This window comes from Nonomuraea soli (assembly GCF_013761175.1).
Classification (GTDB): Bacteria; Actinomycetota; Actinomycetes; order Streptosporangiales; family Streptosporangiaceae; genus Nonomuraea; species Nonomuraea soli.
The window spans coordinates 724,183-743,449 of sequence record NZ_JACDUR010000005.1 but is presented as its reverse complement, the minus strand read 5'-3'; the positions used below and the strand labels follow the sequence as shown (position 1 = coordinate 743,449).

Here is a 19,267-nt window from a genome sequence, read left to right as displayed (position 1 = left end):
TTCGGTTTACATGAGCAAGCCACGCGTAGCCGTCGTTTTCGGTGGTCGGAATTCGGAGCACGCCGTCTCCCTCATGGGGGCGGGCAGTGTGCTGCAGGCCATCGACTCCAGCAAGTATGACGTGATCCCGATCGGGATCACCCAGGACGGCCGGTGGGTGCTCGTCGGCGGGGACCAGCGCTACGCTATCGAGGGCGGGCAGCTGCCCGTGGTCGACGAGTCGGGCACGCTGGTGGCGCTGCCGTCCAGCCGGCTGGTCTCGATCGAGCCGGGCCAGGGCCTCGGCGAGGTCGACGTGGTCTTCCCGGTGATGCACGGCCCGTTCGCCGAGGACGGCACCATCCAGGGCCTGCTGGAGATGGCCGGCGTGCGTTACGTCGGCTCCGGGGTGCTGGCCAGCGCCGCCGGCATGGACAAGGCCTTCATGAAGACCGTCATGGCGGCCGCCGGGCTGCCCATCGGCCGCTACGTGGTGGTGCGTGAGCGCGACTGGCGCCTCGACAAGGAGCGGGTGCTCAAGGAGGCCGAGGAGCTGGGCTGGCCGGTCTTCGTGAAGCCGGCCAGGGCGGGGTCGTCGCGCGGCATCTCCAAGGCGCACGACCGCGCGTCGCTGGAAGCGGCGGTCGAGCTGGCCCGCGAGCACGACCCCAAGGTGCTGATCGAGGCGGCCATCAGCGGGCGTGAGGTCGAGTGCGCTGTGCTGGAGCAGCTCGACGACCAGCCGCCGCTGGCCTCCCAGCCAGGAGAGGTCATCGTCGAGGGCGGGCAGGACTTCTTCGACTTCGAGGCCAAGTACTACCCGGAGCAGATGTCGCTGACCGTCCCGGCCGATCTGCCCAAGGAGGTCGCCGAGGAGCTGCGCGCGATGGCGGTCAAGGCCTACGAGACGCTGGGCTGCGAGGGGGTCTCCCGGGTCGACTTCTTCTACACCCCCGAGGGCAAACTGGTCTTCAACGAGATCAACACGCTGCCCGGTTTCACCTCGTTGTCGGTGGCGCCGCAGCTGCTGGCGCACTCGGGGATCGACTACCCGCAGCTCGTCGACCACCTCATCCAGCTGGCGCTGCGACGCGAGCCCGGCCTGCGCTGACCGCTCCTGTCAGCCGGTGGTGGCCGTCTTCACCGGCTCCGACAGGTCGGCCAGGACCTCGGCGGGTTCGTGCGTGCGCGCGGCGGTCACCTCGACGTAGGCCGTGTCGGTGACGGCCGTGAAGAGGGTCGGTGTGTCGGGGTCGGCGTACCAGCCCACCCCGTTGATCTCCAGGAGCTGGTCGGTGGGCGCCATCTGGCTGGGCCTGGACACGCCGCAGCGCAGCGCGATCTCGCCGTCCCCCCAGACGGCGACGTAGGCCGACTCCGGGCTGGACCGGCCGCGCTCCAGCCCGGCGAGCTGCGCGGGCAGAGATCCGTCGAGGCGGGCGCACGCCGCCGCCGCCTCGCCCTGCGGAACCGGGGGTTCCACCTGTACGGCTGCGCCGCAACCGGCGAGCGCGAACAGGGTGAGCAGGGCGAAGCTTCTCATATGTGCACGATAGGGCACGTCAGAGTGCGGGTGATGCCGTCCACGGCCTGGATCTGGGCGACGACGAGTTTGCCGAGTTCGTCCACGTTCCTGGCCTCGGCGCGCACGATCACGTCGTACGGGCCGGTGACGTCCTCGGCCTGCGTGACCCCCTGGATCGCGGCGATCTCTCTGGCCACGTCGGCCGCCTTGCCAACCTCGGTCTGAATCAGGATGTAGGCCTGCACCATTGCGTCCTCCCGGGCAATTGGATCACGCCGAAGGGCCACCGTACCCTGTTGCCTGTTGGAGGTGCGTCATCACAGTTGGAAATATTGGCGAATTTGGTGCTATAGGCCGCATTACCGCTCGTCTGCCGCAAGGCGCGCCGGTCCTGGTCGGTCCCGGTGACGATGCTGCGATGATCAGCGCCTCCGATGGGCGTGTCGTCGTGTCAACTGATCTGTTGATCGAGGGTAGGCACTTTCGCCGCGATTGGTCCAGCGGGTACGACATCGGCCGGAAGGCCGCGGCCCAGAACCTGGCCGACGCGGCCGCCATGGGCGCCGTGCCGACCGCCATCGTGGTCGGGCTCGGGCTGCCCGCCGATCTGCCCGTCGAATGGCTGGAGGCGCTGACCGACGGGCTGCGCGACGAGTGCGCGCTGGTGGGGGCGAGCGTGGCGGGCGGCGACATCACCCGCTGCCCGCTGGTCGTGCTGGGCGTGACCGTCATGGGCGACCTGGAGGGGCGGGCTCCCGTGCTGCGCTCGGGGGCCAGGCCGGGGCAGGTCGTGGCGGTGAGCGGGCTGCTGGGGTATTCGGCGGCCGGGCTGGCCCTGCTGGAGAAGTACGGCGGGGACGCCTCGGGCGAGGCCGTCGAGGTGCATCGCCGGCCCCGCCCGCCGTACGCGTCAGGACCCGAGGCCGCGCGGCTGGGCGCGACCGCGATGCTCGACGTCAGCGACGGTCTGGTGCAGGATCTCGGGCACATCGCGGCGGCCAGCGCGGTGGGCATCGTGCTCGACCCCGAGCTGCTGCGGGCCGGCGACGCGGTGGTCCGGGCCGCGGCCGAGGTGGGGGCCGACCCGCTCGACTGGGTGCTGGCCGGAGGGGAGGACCACGCGCTCGCGGCGGTCTTTCCGAGTGACATATGCCTCACGCCTGGCTGGAACGTTGCAGGCAGGGTCGTCGAGGGCGAGGGAGTGCAGGTCGCTGGGCGTGTCGCGCCCGCGCGGGGCTGGGATCACTTCGGGCCTGACATGTCATGACTCTCGCGTGACAGGCGAGAAAGTTGTGACAAAGGCGTAGTAAAGGTGTTATGAAGTTTGGCGGCCACTGTACCCGGCAGAAAGGGCGACTATGGGCCGCCACGGCAGCGGTGGATCGGAGAGCGAATATCAGCGTGGGGCGGATCAGACCGATCCGAGGGCCTCGTGGTCCTGGTCGGAGGAAGCCGTCTCGACAGGGGCGTTCTGGCCGGCCGAACGGCCCGACCCCCAGCAGCCCGCTCCTCAGCCCGCTCCTCAGCCCGCATGGCCGCAACCGCCCGACCGGCCGGCGGTGACCGGCCAATGGGCCAGGCCTGCCCCGGAGCAGCCCTACCACCTGCCTCCGCAGGAGAGCCGCCATCAGGCGCATCAGCAGGGCCCCCGTCAGGGGGAGGAGAGCGCCGAGGTCCCCTGGGACCAGCGGGCCTCCTTCAACGCCCCGCCCCCCGAGCCCGGCGACGTCAAGGTCGCCGGAGCGCCCGTCCCGGCGTGGGCGGAGACCCAGACCGCCTTCCTGGGCTCCGGCTGGAGCAACGACGACTCGGGCTGGTCCGGAGGCGAGGAACTCCCTGACGACGAAGGTCGCAGGCGCGGACGGCGTCGCCCCCGTTCCGGCGGCCGGCCGCCCGGAGGCGCTCAGGGCAGGGGCAAGGCGGCCCTGCTGGCCGTGGCCGCGGTCGCGGTGGTGCTCGGCGGCTCCGTGGTCGGCGTGCGGATGATGAGCTCGTCGGCGCCCGCCGAGTGCACGGGCGACTCCTGCCAGGCGGCCTCGGGCCAGCCCATGCCGACCGTCTCCGATTCCGGCGCGGCCGACGAGAGCCCCCAGACCGAGGCGGACCAGACCCCGGAGTCGGAGGAGTCACCGACCGCGCGCACGCCGGGCCGTACGACCACACCGCGCCCGGCCAGGCCCACGCCCACCAAGAGCAGGCTGAAACAGACCCAGCGCCCGGTCAGCGAGCCCTCCCCGGACTTCCCGGACGCCTCGCCGACCGCCGAGCCCACCTCCACCGAGGAGGAGGACGCTCCCATCTTCCAGGACGACCCGGGCGCGGACAGCCGGCCCACGGTCGAGCCGACCACCGACACCTTCGGACGGCAGAGCAGCAGCCAGGTCGGTGTCACCTTCGACCTCCTGGAGCAGGGCAGGCGCGGCTACACCGCCGAGGTGTCGGTGACCAACCACACCGGCACGCCGCTGAGCGCCGCCACCGTCACCGTCCCGGTCTCCGGAGACGTCTTCGACGTGGCCGGGGCCAACTGGACCCAGGACGGCGACCTGCTCATCCTCGACCTGCCCGGCGAGCTGCCCGAGGGCGGGCAGGCCACGGTGACCGTCAGTGCGTACGGCCAGGCGGAGGAGCCCGAGACCTGTGGCGTGGTCGGCGCGGAGTGTGTGATGGGATAGGAAGCGTGTCGCTTCGTACCCCTCCACGTGTTCTGACCGTCGCCGGATCCGACTCCGGCGGAGGCGCGGGCATCCAGGCCGACCTCAAGACCATGCTGGCTCTGGGCGTGCACGGCATGAGCGTCATCGCCGCCGTCACCGCGCAGAACTCCCTGGGTGTCCAGGGCTACTGGGAGCTGCCTCCCGAGGCCGTGCGCGCGCAGCTCGACTCGGTGCTCGGCGACATCGGGGCACAGGCGATCAAGACCGGCATGCTGGCCTCTCCCGTGCTCGTGGAGACGGTCGCCACCGCGCTGGCCGCCTATCCCGCGCCCGTCGTGGTCGATCCCGTGGGCGTCTCCAAGCACGGCGACCCGCTGCTGGCCCCCGAGGCGGTCGACACGGTCAAGACGCTGCTGCTGCCGGTGGCGACGGTCGTCACGCCCAATTTGTGGGAGGTCGAGCAGCTCACGGGCGTGCGCGTCGAGTCGGAGACCGACCTGCGGCGCGCCGCAGACGCCGTGCTGGAGCTGGGGCCGCGCTGGGCGCTCATCAAGGGCGGCCATCTGCCGGGTGAGCCGGTCGACCTGCTCACCGACGGTGACCAGGAACACCTGTTCAGGGCCGAGCGGCTCGACAACCGGCACACCCACGGCACGGGTTGCACGCTGGCATCGGCGATCGCCTCGCATCTGGCGCTGGGCGACGACGTGCCGGGAGCGGTGGGCAAGGCCAAGGAGTACGTCACGGGGGCGATCGGGCTCGGTTTCCCGCTCGGCGGCGGCATCGGCCCGGTCGACCACGCCTGGAAGTGGCGCTAGGCCCACCCGCCAGGACCTCCGCCCACTCGCCGTCAGGGCCGCTTGCCCCGCACGATCCAGACGATCGCGCCCGCGGCCATCGCACCCAGCGCGACGCCGGTGAGCTTCGCCCAGAGCGGCTGGGCGAAGCCGGTGAAGGCGCCCTGCGCGTCGAACTCCGGGCAGCCCAGACCGTGCACACAAGTGTGGCCGAAGGTGGCGAACTCGCTGGGCCCGGTGTAGAGGAGTCCGATGGCCCACAACGCCGCGAGCAGCGCGGCGACGACGGCCAGGACGGCGAGGAGCTTCCTGGTCATGGGCATGACAAAAGCCCGGCGGGGTGCGCCGGGCTTCGCCTCGCTGAAGACCCTAGCGGGTGACCTTGCCGGCCTTGATGCACGAGGTGCAGACGTTCAGCTTCTTCGGCGTGCCGCCGACGACCGCGCGAACGGTCTGGATGTTCGGGTTCCACCGGCGACGGGTGCGGCGGTGGGAGTGGGAGATGTTGTTGCCGAAGGTCGGGCCCTTGGCGCAGACATCGCAGACGGAAGCCACGGTATCGCTCCTTCAAACAGTCGATATAGCCCGTTCCGCTGATGCTTGGCCTTGCGGAGGGCATGCCGGGACAACCGGCGAGCTAGTCGAGGATATCCGATCCGGACGGATGGGTGCCACGCGAGCTCGGCGGAGCTACTCAACAGGGCCCGGTTCGTGGGGATATTCTCCTGACATCAAAGATACCGCACACCGAGGAGCGCGCGAGAGTGAGCACGGTTCTCGACCCGCCCGCGGTGCGGCGCTGGGCCAGGCTGTCGGCTGACACGCTGGGCCGGGCCAGGGCGGAGATCGACGCGCTCAACGTCTTCCCCGTCGCCGACGGCGACACGGGCACGAACCTGCACATGACGATGTTGTCGGCCGCGGAGGCCGTGGAGTCGCTTCCCGACGACGTCGACGCGGCCGTCGTGTGGCAGACGCTGTCGTACGGCGCGCTGGTGGGCGCGCGCGGCAACTCGGGAGTGATCGTCAGCCAGGCGCTGCGCGGGCTGGCCGAGGTGCTGAAGAACGGCGAATCCGACCTGCGTGGCGCGCTGGTGAGGGGCGCGGAGCTGGCGCGCGGGGCGGTGGCCAGGCCCGTCGAGGGCACCGTGCTGAGCGTCCTCGAAGCCGTGGCGGTGGCCGTACGAGATCTTGAAGGTGACCTCGAGGAGGTCGCCAGATGCGCGGCGGCGGAGGCGCGGTCGGCGCTCAGCCGTACACCCGCGCAGCTGGAGGTCCTGGCCCGCAGCGGCGTCGTCGACGCGGGAGGGGCGGGCCTGGCGATCATCCTGGACACCCTCGTGTCGGTGCTGACCGGGTCGGGGCCGCGGCGCTACGAGGTGCCCGCGCCGACCGCGCCCGTGGTGCCGATGACCGAGGCCGGCGCGGGATACGAGGTCATGTACCTGCTCGACGCGCCGTCGCTGGGCAACCTGCGCGACGAGCTCGACGGGATGGGCGACTCGCTGGTGATCGTCGGCGGCGACGGGCTGTGGAACGTGCACGTGCACTGCGACGACGCCGGCCAGGCGATCGAGGCCGGGCTGCGCGTGGGCCGCCCGCACCGCATCAGGGTGACCTACCTGGCCGAGCGCACCCACCGCGGCAACGCCGGGCGCGGCGTGGTGGCCGTGGCCGCGGGCGACGGCATCGCGGCGCTGTTCGAGGAGGCGGGGGCCGTCGTGGTCAGGCGCGAGCCCGGCACCTCGCCGCCGCTTCCCGCGATGCTGGCGGCGATCAGGGACGCGGGCGACGAGGTCGCGGTGCTCCCCAACGACGAGGGCGTGCGCGCGGTGGCCATCGCGGCGGCGGAGATCGCCCGCGAGGACGGCGTGGTGGTCAGCGTCCTGCCCACCAAGGCGACCGTGCAGGGACTGGCCGCGCTGGCCGTCCACGACCCGCTGCGGCGCTTCGACGACGACGTGGTGGCGATGACCGACGCCGCCGGGCACACCAGGTACGGCCACGTCACCGTCGCCGACCGCCAGGCGATGACCAGCGTGGGCGTGTGCCGCCCCGGCGACGTGCTGGGGCTGATCGACGGCGACGTGGTGGACCTCGGCCCCGATCTCGGCGAGCTTTGCATGCGCCTGGTGCAGCGCATGGTGGCGGGCGGCGGCGAGCTGGTGACGCTGGTCACCGGCAAGGACGCGCCGCCTTCTCTGGCCCCGGCGGTCGCCGACCACCTCGGGCCGCTGGTCGAGGTGGTCGTCTACGAGGGCGGTCAGGGCGGATACCCGTTGCTCATCGGTGTGGAGTAGGGCGTTCCTGTCGGCCGGGCACGGTAGAACGGACTGCGTGAGTCGTTTTGACGAGCCGCTCGGGAAGGCGCTCGACCCCAAGACCGCCAAGCTCCTGCAGTCGGTGCTGGAGCTGGAGACGGTCGGCGATCTGTTGCGCCACTACCCACGCCGCTACGCCGAGCGCGGCGAGCTGACCGCGATCGACGCCCTCGAGGTCGACGAGCACGTCACCGTCGTGGGCGAGGTGACCAGGCTGATGCGCAAACCCATGCGCAACCGCGGCGGCACCTGGCTCGAGGTCGAGGTGGTCGACGGCAACCGCGCGAAGATCTACCTGTCGTTCTTCGGCAAGGGTTCCCACGTCGCCGAGTCGCGGCTCAAGCCGGGCAGGCGCGGCATGTTCGCCGGGAAGGTCGGGCAGTTCGGCTCGCGCGCCCACCCGCGCTGGCAGCTGGCCCACCCCGAGTTCGAGCTCTTCGAGGAGGAGACGGGCTCCGCGTCGGCCGAGGAGTTCGCCAACGCGCCGGTGCCGATCTATCCGGCGGGCAAGGACCTGACGCCCTGGGTGATCAGGCGGGCGATCGGCGTGGTGCTCGACACGCTCGGACCCCTCGACGATCCGCTGCCCGCCGAGGTGCGCGCCCGCCACCGGCTGATGCCGCTGGCCGAGGCGCTGGAGGCCATCCACCGGCCGCGCGACTTCGGCGACGTGACCAGGTCGCGCGAGCGGCTGAAGTTCGACGAGGCGTTCGTGCTGCAGGCGGTGCTGCTGCAGCGGCGCATCGCCGCCACCTCCTGGCCGGCCAAGGCGCGGCCCAGGATCGAGGGAGGGCTGCTCGACCAGTTCGACGAGCGCCTGCCGTGGAACCTCACCGAGGGCCAGTCGGCCGTTGGCGAGGAGATCGCGCGCGACCTGGCCCTGGAGCACCCCATGCACCGGCTGCTCCAGGGCGAGGTGGGCGCAGGCAAGACCGTGGTCGCGCTGCGCGCCATGCTGCAGGTCGTCGACTCCGGCGGCCAGGCCGTGCTCCTGGCCCCCACCGAGGTCCTGGCCCAGCAGCACCACCGCTCCATCAGCGCCATGCTCGGCGACCTGGCCGCCGGTGGCATGTTCGGCGGCACCACCGTCGGCCTGCTCACCGGCTCCATGGGCGCCGCCGCCCGCCGCTCGGCCCTGCTCGACGCCGCCTCGGGCGCCGCGGGCATCGTGGTCGGCACCCACGCGCTGCTGCAGGAACACGTGCAGTTCGCCGAGCTCGGCCTGGTCGTCGTCGACGAGCAGCACCGCTTCGGCGTCGAGCAGCGCGACGCGCTGCGCGAGAAGGTGTCGGGCGGACGGCCCCACGTGCTGGTCATGACCGCCACCCCGATCCCGCGCACGGTCGCCATGACCGTCTTCGGCGACCTCGAGGTCTCCACGCTGTCGCAGCTGCCCTCGGGCCGGGCGCCGATCACCTCGCACGTCGTGCCCGCCGCCGACAAGCCCCACTACCTCGACCGCACCTGGGAGCGGGTGCGCGAGGAGGTCGGGCTGGGCCGCCAGGCCTACATCGTCTGCCCGCGCATCGGCGACCTCGAGGGCGACGAGGGCGACCTGTCGGCGGCCGCCGGCGGCGACGACCGGCGTCCGCCGCTGGCGGTCCTGGAGGTCGCCGAGCTGCTCGCGAGCGGCCCCCTGCGCGGCCTGCGGGTCGCGGTCCTCCACGGCAAGCTGCCGCCGGAGGAGAAGGACGCGATCATGAAGGCGTTCTCGCGCGGCGAGGTCGACGTGCTGGTTGCCACGACCGTCATCGAGGTGGGAGTCGACGTGCCCAACTCCTCGGTCATGGTCATCATGGACGCCGACCGGTTCGGCGTCTCGCAGCTCCACCAGCTACGCGGCCGGGTCGGCCGAGGCGGACTGCCCGGCCTGTGCCTGCTGGTGACCGAGTTCGCCGAGAACTCTCCCGCCAGGGCCAGGCTCGACGCCGTCGCCGCCACCCTCGACGGGTTCGAGCTGTCCAGGGTCGACCTGGAGCAGCGGCGCGAAGGCGACGTGCTGGGCGCGGCCCAGTCGGGCAAGCGGTCGTCGCTGAAGCTGCTGCAGCTGCTGCGCGACGAAGACGTCATCGAGGCGGCGAGAGCCGAGGCGCTGGAGCTGCTGCGCAAGGATCCTGAGATGAAGGGGCACTCCGGGCTGCGGGCCGAGATCGACCGGCTGCTGCGCGACGAGAAGGCCGACTACCTGGAGAAGACCTGAGAGCTCCGCAGCCGGGCAAGTGCCCAGCTGCGGGGACGGCCTCCCCCCGAATGCCGTCCCCGCCTGGGCCCACCCTCGGGTCAGGTGCCGAGGGTTCCGGCGTGCGGAAGGGCTCACGATCACGCCGGGCGGCCTCCCTGTGGGTCACCTCGAAGGCCGCAGTCATCATCATGCGGGTCCGGGGTGGCGTTGTGAATCACCCTTGCGCATACGAGGCCGACACTTGTCCACTCTTGACCTGCGAGGATGGAGGCATGAGTCGGATCATCGCGGGGAGCGCCGGAGGGCGGCGGATCCAGGCGCCGCCCGGCAAGGCGACCAGGCCCACCAGCGACCGTGCCCGAGAGGGGATCTTCTCGACGCTCGACTCGCTCCAGGGGCTGGAGGGGGTGCGTTTCCTCGACCTGTACTCCGGGTCGGGGGCGATCGGCCTGGAGGCGGTCTCCCGCGGCGCCGCGCACGCCCTGCTGGTGGAGGCCGACCAGAGGGCGGTCCGCACGATCAAGGCCAACATCGCGACGCTCGGCTTCGGCCGGGAGGCGCGGGTGGTGGCCGACAAGGTCGAGCGGGTGATCGCCAAGCCGTGCGCCGAGCCGTACGACATCGTCTTCGCCGATCCGCCGTACGCCGCGGGCAACACAGGAGAGGTGCTGGAGCTGCTGCGCGACAACGGCTGGCTGGCGCCCGAGGCCGTGATCGCCTACGAACGCGAGAGCAGGGGAGACGACCTGGTCTGGCCGAGTGGGTACGTAGAGGAGAGGGTCCGTCGTTACGGCGAAGCGGCCGTTTGGTACGGTCGCGCCGCCGGGAACCCTTAGAACCGGGGAGGCGTTTTGCGACGCGTGGTCTGCCCGGGGTCCTTCGACCCCATCACCAACGGCCACCTCGACATCATCGGCCGTGCGGCCAAGTTGTATGACGAGGTGACCGTCGCCGTGCTTATCAACATCGAGAAGAGCAGCCTGTTCACGGTCGACGAGCGGATCGAGATCCTTCAGACCGTGACCCGCGAGTACCCCAACGTCAAGGTCGAGAAGTTCCACGGCCTGCTGGTCGACTTCTGCAAGGACAACGACATCCCGGCCATCGTCAAGGGCATCCGGGTCGTCAGCGACTTCGACTACGAGCTGCAGATGGCGCAGCTCAACTACCGGTTGTCCGGCGTGGAGACGTTGTTCATGCCGACCAACCCCGAATACTCTTTCCTGAGCTCCAGCAGAGTGAAGGAAATCGCCCGCTACGGCGGCGACGTCTCGGGTCTCGTGCCCGACCTGGTACACAAGCTGCTGATTGAGCGTCTCAGGGGCTGACTGGCGCCTGGTATTGTTTCTATTCGGCCTTGTACGACGGCGACGGTCTTCGCCATGCCTAGCGAGAGCAGAATGACTCAGCACCTCGACCCCCGCACACCCTGGGTGTTCTCCACCCACGATCTGGGCAGGCGGCCGGGCACGATGCGAGAGATCCATCTGTCTCTCCCGGCTCCGGCAGATCTCGGCGTCGACATGATCGGCGTTCCCAAGGACGCCGAAGTCGAACTGGATCTCCGGTTCGAAGCGGTGATGGAAGGCGTGCTCGTGAGCGGCACGGCCCGGGCTCCTCTGGCAGGGGAGTGCGTGCGGTGCCTCGAACCGGTCTCCGACGAGATCGAGGTCGAACTCCAGGAGCTGTTCTTCTACTCCGACGAGGATTCCTCGGAGGAGGATTCGCTGCTCGACGGCGAACTGTTCGACCTCGAGCCGACGTTCCGCGACGCGGCGGTGCTCGCACTGCCGCTGAGCCCCGTCTGCCAAGACGACTGCCAGGGGCTCTGCGTGGAGTGCGGGATCAGGCTGGCCGAGGCCGGCGCGGATCACCGGCACGAGAAGATCGACGCCCGCTGGGCGTCGTTGCAAGGTTTGGTTACCGAGAACGATCAGGAGAAGTGACGTGGCCGTCCCGAAGCGGAAGATGTCGCGGAGCAACACTCGCCACCGCCGCTCCCAGTGGAAGACGACTGCTGTCGCGCTGGTGAGCTGCCCGCAGTGCCGTTCGCCCAAGCAGCCGCACATCGCGTGCCCGACCTGCGGCACCTACAACCGTCGCCAGGTCATCGAGCCGTCTGCCTGATCGCACACGACCGTCGACGTGCCGACCGGTTCCGCCGGTCGGCATCCGCGGTTCATGATGCGACGCGGTGGCTCGTCAGCCCGCGGCCGTGGTGGACGCCGGAGCGTGTCCCCGACGCCCACCACGTTTTCGGGCATCTCCCAGCCATCGCTCGCCGCTGGAAGATGTCCGAGGAGGAAGCACGTGGGCTCAGCTCCCAAACCCATCGCCGTCGACGTAGCGCGTGACGAGCTCGACAAGGTGCTCGTGGTCAAGCTCGACCCCGACATCCTCGAGCGTGCGCTGACGCACCGTTCCTACGCCTACGAGAACGGCGGACTGCCCACCAACGAGCGCCTGGAGTTCCTCGGCGACTCGGTGCTGGGTCTCGTCGTCACCGACACCCTTTATCGCAACCACCCCGACCTGCCCGAGGGCCAGCTGGCCAAACTCCGGGCCGCGGTGGTCAACATGCGTGCCCTGGCCGACGTCGCCCGCAATCTCGGGCTCGGCAAGTATCTCCGGCTCGGCCGCGGCGAGGAGGGCACCGGCGGGCGCGACAAGTCCTCGATCCTGGCCGACACGCTGGAGGCGCTGATCGGCGCCGTCTACGTCGACAAGGGCCTCGACGAGGCGTTCAGGGTCGTGCACCAGCTCTTCGACCCGCTGATCATCCGGTCCGCCTCGCTGGGCGCCGGGCTCGACTGGAAGACCTCGCTGCAGGAGCTCACCGCCTCGGAGGCGCTGGGTGTGCCCGAGTACCACGTCGAGGAGAGCGGGCCCGACCACGCCAAGTCCTTCACCGCCGAGGTGCGGGTCAGCGGCCAGGCCTACGGCACCGGCAACGGGCGCTCCAAGAAGGAGGCCGAGCAGCAGGCCGCCGAGGCCGCGTGGAACCGCATCCGCGCCGCCCGTGAGGCCCGCGAGTCTCAGCCCGCAGGGTCCTGATGCCGGAGCTGCCCGAGGTCGAGGTGGTGCGGCGGGGCCTGGACCAGTGGGTCAAGGGCCGCACCATCACGCTCGCCGAGGTCCTGCACCCGCGGGCGATCCGGCGTCACCTTCCCGGAGCGGCGGCCTTCTCCGCCGCTCTGGCGGGCCGTACGGTCACCGACGTACGGCGGCGCGGCAAGTACCTGTGGCTCCCGCTCGACTCGGGTGAGGCGATCGTGGCCCACCTGGGCATGAGCGGGCAGCTGCTGGTCGACTCGGTCGTGGAGCGCCATCTGAGGGTCCGCGTGGCCTTCAGCGACGGCGGCCCCGACCTGCGCTTCGTCGATCAGCGCACCTTCGGCGAGATGATGGTCAGCCCTCTCGTGGGCGACATTCCCGAGCCGATCATTCACATCGCGCCCGACCCGTTCGAACCCGTCTTCGACGACGAGGTGTTCGCCAAGCGGCTCAGGGCGCGTGACACCGAGATCAAGCGGGCGTTGCTCGACCAGTCGCTGATCAGCGGCGTGGGCAACATCTACGCGGACGAGGCGTTGTGGCGTGCCCGGTTGCACTGGGCCAGGCCGACGGCGACGCTCACCGGGCCGAAGATCGCCGAGCTGCTCGCCGCCGTGCGCGAGGTGATGGCCAGCGCGCTGGCGCAGGGCGGCACCTCCTTCGACAGCCTCTACGTCAACGTCAACGGCGAGAGCGGCTACTTCGAGCGTTCCCTGGAGGCGTACGGCAGGCGCGAGCAGCCGTGCTCGCGCTGCGGCACCCCGATCAGGCGTGACCCGTTCATGAACCGCTCCTCTTTCAGCTGCCCGAAATGCCAGCGCAAGCCCCGGTGAGGATCACCGCCTGGGTGCGTGGGCGGGTCCAGGGGGTCGGCTTCCGCTGGTGGACCCGGGCCCGCGCTCTGGAGCTGGGGCTCGCCGGCTGGGCGCGCAACATGCCCGACGGGCGCGTGGAAGTCGTTGCGGAGGGCCCTGAGGACCGGTGCGTCAAGCTCCTCGGCCTGCTCCGTGGTTGCGACACGCCGGGCGAGGTCCATGGAGTGGTGGAACGCTGGAGTGAAGCCCGAGGTAGTTTGGCCGGGTTTGTAGAACGGTAGCCCCTTCCGCGAAACGCACCAAATAGGGTATAGTTGTATGTCGGGAGTGCCCACAGGTAGGTCTATGCGGTGCGTTCAACTTGACCGCCCACTCTGCCGGTGCGACTCTTGTTAGGTACCACGCGCACCCCTCCCGCGGAATGAAGAAGTGCGCGAACCAGTCTGGTCACTCAGCGTGGAGGACCCTTTACCATGGCGAAGGCTCTACTCGGCCACGTCGGCGGTCCTGACCCTCGGATGGTCTCGGAGATGCGCCGTCTACAGCAGCGAATCCGGGATCTGGAGGCAGAACTCATCCGACTTCAGGCTCAGAACGACGCTCTTGCGGCCCAAAGTCGGGATGAGGCGTACAACCGCCTGCAGGAGCGCGAGCCGGCACTCACGTGAGTGGACGGAAGCGCTAAATCACAGGGACGTTCCGGATGGGACGTCCCTTCGTCATTTCCCTGATCAGTGGCTACAGCGGCCCTCGCCGGGCAGTGAGGACCAGTAGGCTTTCCCGGAAGCGCTGTCAAGGGAAGGGGCGACTGCTTGTACCTCAAGAGCCTCACCCTGCGCGGCTTCAAGTCCTTCGCCTCCGCGACCGCCCTGCGCTTCGAGCCGGGCATCACCTGCGTCGTCGGGCCCAACGGCTCCGGCAAGTCCAACGTCGTCGACGCCCTGGCCTGGGTCATGGGCGAACACAGCGCCAAGTCGCTGCGCGGCGGCAAGATGGAAGACGTCATCTTCGCCGGCACCTCCTCGCGCCCGCCGCTGGGCCGCGCCGAGGTCACGCTGACGATCGACAACTCCGACGGCGCGCTGCCGATCGACTACACCGAGGTGACGATCAGCCGGCTGATGTTCCGCAGCGGGCAGTCCGAATACGCGATCAACGGCGACACCTGCCGCCTGCTCGACATCCAGGAACTCCTGTCCGACTCGGGCATCGGGCGCGAGATGCACGTCATCGTCGGCCAGGGCCAGCTCGACGCGGTCCTGCACGCCGGCCCCGAAGACCGGCGCGCCTTCATCGAGGAGGCCGCGGGCGTCCTGAAGCACCGCAAGCGCAAGGAGAAGGCACTGCGGAAGCTCGACGCCATGCAGGCCAACCTGACCCGCGTGCAAGACCTGGCCACCGAGCTGCGCCGCCAGCTCAAGCCGCTGGGCCGGCAGGCGGAGATCGCCCGCAAGGCCGCGGTCATCCAGGCCGACCTGCGCGACGCCCGCCTGCGGCTGCTCGCCGACGACGTGGTGACGTTGCGCGCCACCCTGGAGCGCGAGGCCGCCGACGAGGCGGCGATCGTCGCCAGGCGCGCCCAGGTCGAGGCCTCCCTCGAGGAGGGCCAGGAGCGCGAGGCCGCCCTGGAGACGGCGGAGGCCGAGGCCCAGCCCCGGCTGTCGGCCGCCCACGAGACCTACTTCCGGCTGTCGTCGCTGCGCGAGCGCATCACGGGCCTGGAGCAGCTGGCCCGCGAGCGCCACCGCCACGCCCTCGACGCCGCCGCGATCGAGCGGCGCGGGCGTGATCCCGAGGAGCTCGAGCGCGAGGCCGTCGAGGCGCGCGAGCAGGAGCTCATCCTGGCCGCCGAGCTGGAGGCCGCCCAGGAGCTGATGGAGGAGGCCGTCGAGGCCCGCCAGCACGCCGAGGCGGCCCTGGCCGAGGAGGAGCGCGTGCTGGCCGCCGCCGCCCGCGCCGCCGCCTCCCGCCGCGAGGAGCTCGTGAGACTCCGAGGCCAGGTCGACGCGGCGCGCAGCCGGGTCCGCGCGGCGGAGGAGGAGATCGGGCGGCTCCAGAAGGCCGTCTTCGACGCCGCCGCCCGCGCCCAGAGCGCGGACGACGAGCTGGCCGCCGCGCGCGACGAGGAACCGGAGGCCGATCCGGAGCTCGCCGCCGATCTCGCGGTGGCCGAGGCCGCCCTGGAGGAGGCTCGCGCGCTGGCGATCGAGGCGCAGGAGGCCGTCGAGGCCGCCTCCGCCGCGCTGGGCGGGCCCCGATCGGCGCTGCAGTCGGCCAAGGCGGCCGTCGGCACGGCCCGAGCCGCCGACCAGGCGGCCCAGCGAGCCGTGGCCGCGCTGGAGGCCCGCCGGGAGGCCCTGGAGCTGGGACTGGCGCAGGGGGCCGACGGCGGCGCCGCGTTGCTGGCGGCGTCCCTGCCGGGAGTGCTGGGCCCGCTGGCGACCTCGCTGACGGTCGCTCCGGGCGCGGAGGCGGCCATCGCGGCCGCCCTGGGTGCCGCCGCCGAGGCGGTGACGGTGAAGTCGCTGGAGTCGGTCGTGGAGGCGCTGGAGCACCTGCGCGCCTCAGGCGGCGGCCGCGCCGCCCTCGTCGTGGCGGGCACCGGCACGGGCTCCGAAGCCGCTCTTTCCGGGCGCCGCCACGGCGAGGAGCCGTACGGCGGGGCGCGGCGCGCTCTCGCGGCCGGGCAGTGGGCCGCCGACCTGGTGACGGTTCCCGGCGAGCTGAGAGCCGCCCTCGACCACCTCCTCGACGGCATCGTGGTCGTCGACACCCTCGACCAGGCCCGCTCCCTCGTCGAAGGCGACCCGTCGCTGAAGGCCGTCACGAAGGACGGCGACCTGGTCGGCGCCCATACCGCCCACGGCGGCTCCGCCGGTGGCACGAGCGTGCTCCAGGTCCGTGCGGCGCTCGACGAGGCCGTGGCGGCCCTGGAGGAGGCCCGCCTCACCGCCGAGACCACCGCCCAGGGCCTCGACACCGCGCTGGAGGCCGAGCACACCGCCCAGGCCGCTCTCGAAGCGGCCCAGGCGGGGGTGGCGACGGCTCAGCAGGAGGCGGGCAGCGCCCAGGCAGGGGTGACCGACTCCCAGCGCCGGCTCGACCAGGTCAGGGCCAGGCAGCGCGAGGCCGACCAGCGCAACGCCGCCGCGGCCAGGCGGGTGGCGCAGCTGGAGGCGGCGGCCAAGGCGGCCGAGGCCGAGGCGGCGCGCCTCAACACCAGCGTGCGCGCGGCCGAGGAGTCCAGGGCGGAGGGCCAAGAGGAGGCGGCCGAGCTGGAGATGCGCCTGGCCGAGGCCGAGTACGCCCAGGAGCTGGAGGCAGAGCCCACCACCGACACCCGCGACGAGCTGGCCGCCACCCGCGACGCCGCCCGGCAGCGCGAGATGGAGTCGCGCCTGCAGGTCCGCACCGCGGAGGAGCGGGTCAGGGGCGTCGAGGGCCGGGCCGACCAGCTGGTGCGCCAGGCCCAGCAGGAGCGTGAGGAGCGGGTCAGGGCGGTCGAGCAGCGCGAGAAGCGGCGCAGGCAGGCGGCGCTGGCCGAGCAGATCGCCGACGCCGCCGGGCGGGTGCTGTCGACCTTGGCGGCCTCCATCCAGCAGGCGGGTCGCGAGCGCGACGACGCCGACCTGGCCAGGGTCGCCATCGACGCCGAGCTGAAGCAGGTGCGCGCCCACGTGCGCGAGCTGGGCCACGAGCTCGACAAGCTCGTCAACCGGGTCCACGGCAACGAGGTCGCCCGCACCGAGCAGCGCCTGCGGCTGGAGCAGCTCGAGGTGCGGGCGATGGAGGAGTTCGGTGTCGAGACCGACTCGCTGATCGCCGAGTACGGTCCGCAGGCGCCGGTGCCCGGCGATCCCGCGGTGCCGTACGTCCGTGAGGAGCAGGAGAAGCGGGCGCGCATCGCCGAGAAGCAGATGACGCAGCTCGGCAAGGTCAACCCGCTGGCGCTGGAGGAGTTCGCGGCGCTGGAGGAGCGTCACGCCTTCCTCAACAGCCAGCTCGAAGACCTCAAGAAGACCCGGCGCGACCTGCTGACGGTCGTCAAGGAGGTCGACGACCGGGTGCAGCAGATGTTCGCCGCCGCCTACGACGACGTGGCGCGCGAGTTCGAGCAGATCTTCGGCCGGGTCTTTCCCGGTGGCGACGGCAGGCTGATCCTGACCGCGCCAGAAGACATGCTGACCACCGGCATCGAGGTCGAGGCGCGACCGCCGGGCAAGAAGGTCAAGCGGCTGTCGCTGCTGTCGGGCGGTGAGCGCTCGCTGACCGCGGTGGCGTTCCTGATCTCCATCTTCAAGGCCAGGCCCTCGCCGTTCTACGTGATGGACGAGGTCGAGGCGGCCCTCGACGACACCAACACGCAGCGCCTGCTGACGTTGTTCGAGGAGCTGCGGCAGAGCTCTCAGCTCATTGTGATCACGCACAACAAGCGCACGATGGAGATCGCCGACGCCCTCTACGGCGTGTCGATGCGCGGCGACGGCGTGACCCAGGTGGTGAGCCAGCGGCTGCGCGAACGTGTCTGATCGTCGTGAGCATCTGGGTTGATCTGGAAAACTAAACACTTGTGAGTGATTCTCTTCTCCTCATCGTGATCGTGGCCCTGGTCGCCCTGCTGGCGGCCGGTGGCCTGTTCTTCATGTTCCGGCGATCCTCCAAGCCGGTGCCGCCGCCCGCGGCGCCGCCGAAGGTCGAGGAAGCGGAGAAGGAGGCTCCCGCCGCTTCCGCCCCGGCCCAGGCCGACGAGGGCGGCGCGACGACCACGCTGCCGCCTCCAGCCCAGCCCGCCCAGGAGCTAGTCAAGGCTCCGGAGCTCGCCGAGGTTGACGTTCCGCTGCCGTCGGCGGGGCGCATGGTGCGCCTGCGCGCCCGGCTGGCCCGTTCGCAGAACGCCCTGGGCAAGGGCCTGCTGGAGCTGCTCTCCCGTGACCGCCTCGACGAGGACGTCTGGGAGGAGATCGAGGAGACCCTCCTCACCGCGGATCTTGGTGTCACGCCGACGCAGGAGATCGTGGGCGAGCTGCGCACCAAGGTGAAGGTCCTGGGCAGCCGCACGCCTTCGGAGGTGCGCGGCCTGCTGCGCGAGCAGCTGCTGGCGCAGGTCAATCCCGATCTCGACCGCACGCTCCACGTCGACAAGCACGGCGAGCGCCCGGCCGTGGTGCTGGTCGTCGGTGTCAACGGCACCGGCAAGACCACCACGACCGGCAAGCTGGCGCGCGTGCTGATCGGCGACGGCAAGAAGGTCGTGCTCGGCGCGGCCGACACCTTCCGTGCCGCGGCGGCCGACCAGCTGCAGACCTGGGGTGACCGGGTCGGCGCCGACGTCGTGCGCGGCCCCGAGGGCGGCGACCCCGCCTCCGTGGCGTTCGACGCGGTGGCCAAGGGCCTGGAGGAGAAGGCCGACACCGTCATCGTCGACACCGCCGGTCGCCTGCACACCAAGACCGGCCTCATGGACGAGCTCGGCAAGGTCAAGCGGGTCATCGAGAAGCGCTCGACCGTCGACGAGGTGCTGCTGGTGCTCGACGCCACCACCGGCCAGAACGGCATGCGCCAGGCGCAGGTGTTCGCCGAGGTGGTGAACATCACCGGCATCGCGCTGACCAAGCTCGACGGCACGGCCAAGGGCGGCATCGTGGTCTCGGTCCAGCGTGAACTGGGCGTACCCGTGAAGCTGGTGGGACTGGGCGAGGGCGCCGACGACCTGGCTCCGTTCGACCCCGAGGTGTTCGTGGACGCCATTCTGGGAGACTGAAATAGTTTTGGGCACCCCGCGAGGAATCGTGGGGTGTTCCTTTTTTATGGGGAATTGTCCGTTACCGACCCAGCCCTTGATCTCTCAACCTCGCCGTGTTCACATGAGTCGGTCATGTCGGGATCGCCACCAAGGTGCAGTGGGGGCGATCTCGCGGAAAGAAAGCGAGAGGTGCG

Annotated in this window: 20 protein-coding genes; 16 read left to right on the top strand and 4 right to left on the bottom strand. The window is 71.0% G+C overall.

Annotation, left to right across the window (positions count from 1 at the left end; genetic code table 11):
- Positions 1–10: 10 nt before the first annotated feature.
- Complete coding sequence (locus HNR30_RS26665; RefSeq protein WP_181612737.1) at positions 11–1,090, top strand: D-alanine--D-alanine ligase family protein; 1,080 nt, start codon at positions 11–13, stop codon at positions 1,088–1,090.
- A 9-nt stretch (positions 1,091–1,099) separates the two neighbouring features.
- Here the strand turns inward: HNR30_RS26665 and HNR30_RS26660 are convergent, their stop codons facing one another.
- Together HNR30_RS26660 and HNR30_RS26655 are read right to left on the bottom strand one after the other, a co-directional pair.
- Complete coding sequence (locus tag HNR30_RS26660; protein ID WP_181612736.1) at positions 1,100–1,522, bottom strand: DUF3515 family protein; 423 nt, start codon at positions 1,520–1,522, stop codon at positions 1,100–1,102.
- Entirely contained in the window at positions 1,519–1,752 is a 234-nt protein-coding gene (locus HNR30_RS26655; protein ID WP_181612735.1) for an Lrp/AsnC family transcriptional regulator, read from the bottom strand. Before HNR30_RS26655 ends, HNR30_RS26660 begins: the two co-directional genes overlap by 4 nt.
- Positions 1,753–1,835: 83 nt before the next feature.
- On the opposite strand from HNR30_RS26655, the gene HNR30_RS26650 reads away from it, so the two are divergent.
- The 3 genes from HNR30_RS26650 to thiD all read left to right on the top strand — a co-directional run bounded on the left by HNR30_RS26650 (position 1,836) and on the right by thiD (position 4,979).
- The gene (locus HNR30_RS26650) at positions 1,836–2,771 is read left to right on the top strand and encodes a thiamine-phosphate kinase (protein WP_312894685.1); all 936 of its coding nucleotides are present in this window, start codon (positions 1,836–1,838) and stop codon (positions 2,769–2,771) included.
- A 292-nt stretch (positions 2,772–3,063) separates the two neighbouring features.
- Positions 3,064–4,179, top strand: a complete 1,116-nt coding sequence (locus HNR30_RS26645) for a hypothetical protein (RefSeq protein ID WP_181612734.1) — start codon at positions 3,064–3,066, stop codon at positions 4,177–4,179.
- 5 nt (positions 4,180–4,184) lie between these two features.
- On the top strand, positions 4,185–4,979 hold the full coding sequence (thiD, locus tag HNR30_RS26640; RefSeq protein WP_376771761.1) for a bifunctional hydroxymethylpyrimidine kinase/phosphomethylpyrimidine kinase: 795 nt from the start codon (positions 4,185–4,187) through the stop codon (positions 4,977–4,979).
- 32 nt (positions 4,980–5,011) lie between these two features.
- Here the strand turns inward: thiD and HNR30_RS26635 are convergent, their stop codons facing one another.
- Positions 5,012–5,275 (bottom strand): hypothetical protein, encoded by a 264-nt coding sequence (locus tag HNR30_RS26635; protein ID WP_181612733.1) that lies wholly within the window; start codon positions 5,273–5,275, stop codon positions 5,012–5,014.
- A 52-nt stretch (positions 5,276–5,327) separates the two neighbouring features.
- Entirely contained in the window at positions 5,328–5,513 is a 186-nt protein-coding gene (gene rpmB / locus HNR30_RS26630) for a 50S ribosomal protein L28 (protein ID WP_181612732.1), read from the bottom strand.
- Between the two features lie 209 nt (positions 5,514–5,722).
- Between rpmB and HNR30_RS26625 the strand changes: the two genes are divergently transcribed.
- From HNR30_RS26625 to ftsY, 12 genes are all read left to right on the top strand, one after another.
- Positions 5,723–7,258 (top strand): fatty acid kinase ATP-binding subunit FakA, encoded by a 1,536-nt coding sequence (locus HNR30_RS26625; RefSeq protein ID WP_181612731.1) that lies wholly within the window; start codon positions 5,723–5,725, stop codon positions 7,256–7,258.
- Between the two features lie 37 nt (positions 7,259–7,295).
- On the top strand, positions 7,296–9,479 hold the full coding sequence (recG, locus tag HNR30_RS26620; RefSeq protein ID WP_181612730.1) for an ATP-dependent DNA helicase RecG: 2,184 nt from the start codon (positions 7,296–7,298) through the stop codon (positions 9,477–9,479).
- 254 nt (positions 9,480–9,733) lie between these two features.
- Positions 9,734–10,297: a 16S rRNA (guanine(966)-N(2))-methyltransferase RsmD gene (rsmD, locus tag HNR30_RS26615; protein ID WP_181612729.1), complete on the top strand. Its 564-nt coding sequence runs from the start codon at positions 9,734–9,736 to the stop codon at positions 10,295–10,297.
- A 15-nt stretch (positions 10,298–10,312) separates the two neighbouring features.
- Entirely contained in the window at positions 10,313–10,789 is a 477-nt protein-coding gene (gene coaD, locus HNR30_RS26610) for a pantetheine-phosphate adenylyltransferase (protein ID WP_181612728.1), read from the top strand.
- Positions 10,790–10,843: 54 nt separating this feature from the next.
- Positions 10,844–11,407, top strand: coding sequence for a YceD family protein (locus HNR30_RS26605; RefSeq protein ID WP_376771760.1), 564 nt, complete (start codon positions 10,844–10,846; stop codon positions 11,405–11,407).
- 1 nt (position 11,408) lies between these two features.
- The gene (gene rpmF / locus HNR30_RS26600) at positions 11,409–11,588 is read left to right on the top strand and encodes a 50S ribosomal protein L32 (RefSeq protein ID WP_139632166.1); all 180 of its coding nucleotides are present in this window, start codon (positions 11,409–11,411) and stop codon (positions 11,586–11,588) included.
- 204 nt (positions 11,589–11,792) lie between these two features.
- The gene (gene rnc, locus HNR30_RS26595) at positions 11,793–12,515 is read left to right on the top strand and encodes a ribonuclease III (RefSeq protein WP_181613081.1); all 723 of its coding nucleotides are present in this window, start codon (positions 11,793–11,795) and stop codon (positions 12,513–12,515) included.
- Positions 12,515–13,348: a bifunctional DNA-formamidopyrimidine glycosylase/DNA-(apurinic or apyrimidinic site) lyase gene (mutM, locus tag HNR30_RS26590; RefSeq protein ID WP_181612726.1), complete on the top strand. Its 834-nt coding sequence runs from the start codon at positions 12,515–12,517 to the stop codon at positions 13,346–13,348. Before rnc ends, mutM begins: the two co-directional genes overlap by 1 nt.
- Complete coding sequence (locus tag HNR30_RS26585) at positions 13,327–13,611, top strand: acylphosphatase (RefSeq protein ID WP_181612725.1); 285 nt, start codon at positions 13,327–13,329, stop codon at positions 13,609–13,611. Before mutM ends, HNR30_RS26585 begins: the two co-directional genes overlap by 22 nt.
- Positions 13,612–13,803: 192 nt before the next feature.
- Positions 13,804–13,998, top strand: coding sequence for a hypothetical protein (locus HNR30_RS48195; protein ID WP_246379188.1), 195 nt, complete (start codon positions 13,804–13,806; stop codon positions 13,996–13,998).
- Positions 13,999–14,142: 144 nt separating this feature from the next.
- Positions 14,143–17,859, top strand: a complete 3,717-nt coding sequence (smc, locus tag HNR30_RS26580) for a chromosome segregation protein SMC (RefSeq protein WP_181612724.1) — start codon at positions 14,143–14,145, stop codon at positions 17,857–17,859.
- A gap of 41 nt (positions 17,860–17,900) precedes the next feature.
- A complete protein-coding gene (gene ftsY, locus HNR30_RS26575; protein ID WP_181612723.1) occupies positions 17,901–19,091 on the top strand; it encodes a signal recognition particle-docking protein FtsY in 1,191 nt (396 codons plus the stop codon).
- Positions 19,092–19,267 lie beyond the last annotated feature (176 nt).